The sequence below is a fragment of the Vibrio sp. 1727 genome (assembly GCF_033344415.1).
Lineage (GTDB): Bacteria > Pseudomonadota > Gammaproteobacteria > Enterobacterales > Vibrionaceae > Vibrio > Vibrio alginolyticus.
Genome location: NZ_JAWPOT010000173.1, coordinates 1 through 808, shown reverse-complemented (window position 1 = coordinate 808; position 808 = coordinate 1). Strand labels below are relative to the sequence as shown.

At 45.2% G+C, this 808-nt stretch carries 1 protein-coding gene; it reads right to left on the bottom strand.

Annotated features, from left to right (window positions below):
* Positions 1-808, bottom strand: an 808-nt coding sequence (gene rseP / locus R8O10_RS24610) for an RIP metalloprotease RseP (RefSeq protein ID WP_318191872.1), incomplete at both ends; no start/stop codon positions are given.

Below are 808 nucleotides of genomic sequence, written 5' to 3'. Positions count from 1 at the left end.
ATACCTAGGTTAACACTAATTAGAGCGAGAAAACCTAAAAAGTAAACTAGACCGTAGTCCGCCGTCGCACCCGCACCTTTTGCAATCGAAATTGGGCCGCTCAGATTGTTAAGACCGACATCACCAACAATCAGTTTTTTCAACATGCTGACGGTCAAACCAATCACTTGGCCTGTCTTATCAACCGCTTTACCAATTGATTCGAATACACCAAACTGCAGCTCGAAGCGATAACTTTCTGGCCATTCTGCGACTTCAGGTGCGATACCTGCAAAGCCAACCACTTGTTTGTTAGCCAGCTCACGACTGTCTGGTGTTAATGTTAGTGATTGCTCAATGCCTCGGCGTAATACCGTCAACTCGATTGGAGTATTTGGATTTGAGCGTACAGCATCTACGACTTGTTTCCAGTCATTGATAGGCTCACCACCAATCGCGATGATTTCATCTTCTGGAAGCACACCTGCTTTCGCGGCTGCACCATCTTCAGAAACTTGCTTAATAACGCGATAGATTTCTGGTGTATATGGAGCAAAGCCAAGTGAATGCATCGCAGATTCGGTTTCTGGATCAAATTTCCAGTCACGAAGGTCCAGCGTTTTCGTCACTTCAGCGCCAACTTCTGAGTCTGACGTCAGTGTTAGCGTCATAGCGTCATCACCAATATGAGAAATTAATCCCATATTAACTGATTCCCAATCCGGAGTTTTGATGCCTGATACTGCTTTTAGTTCCATTCCAGATTCAATTCCTGCCTCAGCAACAATCGAATTGGGCGTAACTTCAACAATTACGGGTTGTACCGCTG